General features: G+C 47.4%; 3 protein-coding genes. All 3 read right to left on the bottom strand.

The window, feature by feature from the left end; genetic code table 11:
* On the bottom strand, window positions 1–2318 hold a 2318-nt coding region (locus Q0236_RS08025), incomplete at its 3' end, for a GGDEF domain-containing phosphodiesterase (RefSeq protein WP_297916732.1).
* Window positions 2308–3180, bottom strand: a complete 873-nt coding sequence (locus tag Q0236_RS08030) for a cytochrome c peroxidase (protein WP_297916734.1) — start codon at window positions 3178–3180, stop codon at window positions 2308–2310. The genes Q0236_RS08030 and Q0236_RS08025, both read right to left, overlap by 11 nt.
* Window positions 3143–3684, bottom strand: a 542-nt coding sequence (locus tag Q0236_RS08035) for a hypothetical protein (RefSeq protein WP_297916736.1), incomplete at its 5' end; no start/stop codon positions are given. The genes Q0236_RS08035 and Q0236_RS08030, both read right to left, overlap by 38 nt.

Raw genomic sequence — 3684 nt, forward strand, 5'->3', positions numbered from 1 at the left:
ACGTATTCGGCGATGAGCTCGTAGCCCTGCTTTTTCGCAAAGCCCGCGATCGTTTCGACGATGGCGCGCGAGTTTTTGTCGTTTGCGATGTTTTTGATGAGCGCTCCGTCGATCTTTATGTAATCCACATCGAGCGTTAAAATTCTATAGTAGTTGGAGTATCCGCTGCCAAAATCGTCTATCGCGACCTTGCAGCCATAGTTTTTGGCTACGGCGATGAAGCTGCGTAGGCTTTCGTAATCGTCAAATTCCTCGCTTTCTAAAATTTCAATGAATAGATTTGAAGCATTTGGGCTGAATGCGAGCTTGCGCTCTAAAAGCTCCTTGATACCTTCGTTTGCGATGTCAAAATATGAAAGATTTATGCTAAAGCAAGTCCCTGCGAAGCGGTCTAGCAAGCGAAAGGCTTCGTTTATTACGACCTGAGTTAGCGGGATGTAGAGCGAGGTTTGCTTTGCGATATCGATAAACTCACCCGGGCAGCGCGTCTTGCCCGAACGATCGATTAGGCGGATTAGAATTTCATATACTAACGGGACATAATCACCGCCCTCGGTGCCGTAGGTGTTACCACTAGGATCGCGGTGGGTGATATCAAATATGGGCTGAACAAGCACAAAGACTTGATTTTTCTTGATCGCATTTTGAATCGTGTTGATCATAATCTGGTTTTGAAGATATTTTTCCTCAATCGCATTTGGGCGCGAATAAAAGCCCACGTGCTCGTTTTTGCTCTGCGCCTCATACATCGCCATAACCGCCTGAAAGACCCTATTTGCGCCGCCCGCTACATCTGCACGCTCGCTCACGCCCATCGTGATATTTAAAGGCGCGGAGGCAAAGCCCTCGGTCGTATGGAGATTAAAAACCTTGTCGGTGAAGTATTTATTTATGATCTCCACGTCGCGCGCGACATTTAGTCCCTCGTAAAATAGGCAAAACTCATCCGATTGGATGCGAAAGATACTGGCTTTGATCCCGTGCGATTCGATACACATCGCAAGCGTACGCGCAAATGAGCGAAGAATTTCATTCGTCGTCTCCGCCTTGTAAAAAAGCCGTAAATTTGCAAAATTTACGATAGTGATGTAGATCGCTACGCCCGTTTTTTCGGCGTTTATTAGCTCGTATAGCGCTGCTTCGTTGCCCTGGCCCGTAAGATGATCGATATAGACTTGATTGTTTAAGCTCTCCTTTGCGCTCGCAAGAGCTAGTTTCATAATCTCGCGCTCGCCGATATCATGAGCGTAAAGCGCATATAGCGGCGGCTTGGATGCGGTGGCGATATTTGCTAGTCTTAGGCTCACATCGGCTAGTTCGCCGTTTTTACGAAGCAGGCGCGTATCTTTGGCGCTTTTATTTACCATCGCAGGAAGTTCGATCCCTTTATCTTTGGGCATCAAAACTCCAAGATCGCTTCCTTCCAGCTCGCTTTGTTCGTAGCCGCTTAAGTTAAGCACGCTTTTATTAGCGTATAAAATTTTAAAGTTTTGATCTGCTAAAACTATCGCTTCGCCTGCTTGTTCGCATAGTGCGTGATAGGGCGCGAGGGCGCGTTTACTACGCAAAGCATCGGAATTTATGATGTAAGTAAGCAGTAAAAACGACAAAAACACCGCCGTGTAAAGCATCGTCATTTGCATAAACGAGCCGTAAAATTCCTCGCTAGCGTAAGAAAATCGCTCGCGCAGGCTTGCGAAGCGCTCGTTGAGCAACGAGAGATTATCGCTTACAATGATATTTTGCCGCTCGAAATTCCTTAAAATTTGCCGTGCGATTCCTATAAACGCAGCTTCGTCGGGGCTTGACGCATCTGCGCTTTCTAGCGCACTTTTTAAAGCAGAGATCTCGGAGCGATTTTTATAGTTAAGCCCTAAAATTTGAGAGTAGAGATTTGCTCTTTGCGCATTTGCGCCACTGGATAAAAATTTTTGCTGCAGACTTTGAAAAAGGATTAAATTCTGCGAATTTAAAGCCCCAAGCTCGTCCAAAAGTGAAATTTTATCGCTAAAAGCGCTTCCGATCGCGCGCACATCGCTGCTAAGTCCGATTTTATCGATGATTTTGTCTTTTTGCAGAGCTTGCAGCACCTGATAGATGCCGCGCATATCGGCATTTGCAATCGAAAAGTCCCTTCTTGCGATCTTTGCATCAAATAATATATTTAAGCGGTTATCGGCGTTATCGATCAAAGCTAGCTCGCGCGAAATCGTGCTAAATCTCGCTACATCTCTTAGCGACGAGAAATAATTCCCGGCGATGATTATGCCTAATATCATAATCCCCACCATCAAAGCCCACATTATCTTATCTTTCATCCTGCGCCTCCGTCATCTCGCCCTTAAGTGTAGCTAAAAAGCTCATCAAAGCATCAAGCTCCCCATCGCTAAGATCGTATTTTAGCAGATCCTTTGCGATCTGCCGCACCGCAAGACGCAAATCCGTCTGCCCGTTTACGTAAGGCGCGGTTTGCGTGATATTGCGCAAGCTAGGCACGCGGCGCAGCTCAAATCCATCGGAAGTGAGCCTATGCTTAGGCGCATCCTCCTCTTCCGCGCTTGGGCGAATTTTAGTAAAGCTGCCGGTGCCTAGGCTAACGCCGTTGTGACATGCCGAGCATAGCCGCACAAAAAGCACATATCCGTTATATTCGGTATCATTTAGCTTAACCTCGCCGCGCAAAAATCGGTCAAATTTGGAATTTATCGCCGTTTTGGATTTTAAAAATTCCTTCAGCGCATCAATGAAGTTCGCCGTATTCGCCTCACCGTAAGCACTTTCAAAAGCCTGCTTGTAGGCTAAATTCTTCCTAATAAGCTCTAAAATTCTATCTTCACTCGCATCCAGTTCGTTCTCGCCAAAAACCGACGCCGCGATCCGCGCCTCAAAACCCTCGAAATTATAATCGCCCAGATACCGATCGAAATAATAGGAATTGATGAGCGTAGGCACCCGCCCGTCGCGCACCGAAGCGCCCGAGTCGTTTAGATAGAAGTTGTGGCAGCTTTCGCAGGAGCGGCCTTTGCGGCTAAATCTTACGTCAGTAAAAATTTTTGCGCCCAGCCGCGCCTTTTGCGGGTCGTATTTAGGCATCTCAAGCGGCGAGAAAAGATTGCCGCAAAGCCCCAAAACGGGCGCCAGGCTAAATATAAAACAACTTAAAGCTCGCTTCGATCTCATCGCTTATCATCCCGCCTTTAGCCCGCTTTTTCAAAATCTCCTCGATCTCGCGCTCGCTAGCCTCCGCGCCGTCCATATGTAGGTGCCACGCGGCGTTTTGCACCGCTTCTTGCAGGCTGCGTTTTTGCTCGCGCCTCTCGGTTAAAATTTCGCTTTTAAATTTGATGTCGCGCGCCCCGAGCAGCGCCTCAAACTTTTCGGCGGCGGTAGCAAGTCTTTTAGCTCCTATGCCGAAGCGCTCAAACAGCGGCGCCAGCATAGACGAATTGCGCTCGCTCGCCCAGTTTAGATAAATTTTTCGCTCGCCCAAAGCTAAAAACGCCTCAAAATCCTCCGTGCTTTTTAGCGCAGGACTCATCGTAAGAAACGCGATGTCAAAAACTGCGGGAATTTTAAAATTTTTGCTCTCGCGGTTTTTGCTCACAGCGTCTTTTAAATCTAAAGCCTGCGCTTCTTGAGCTTGCGAGTTTGAAATTTCGCTCTGCGAGCGCGGATAAATTTTAA

Source organism: uncultured Campylobacter sp., assembly GCF_938031315.1.
Taxonomy (GTDB): domain Bacteria; phylum Campylobacterota; class Campylobacteria; order Campylobacterales; family Campylobacteraceae; genus Campylobacter_B.

Bases quoted from the DNA above. Each gene is read 5' to 3' on its own strand.
- Q0236_RS08030 (WP_297916734.1), bottom strand. From the start codon at position 3,180: ATGAGATCGAAGCGAGCTTTAAGTTGTTTTATATTTAGCCTGGCGCCC.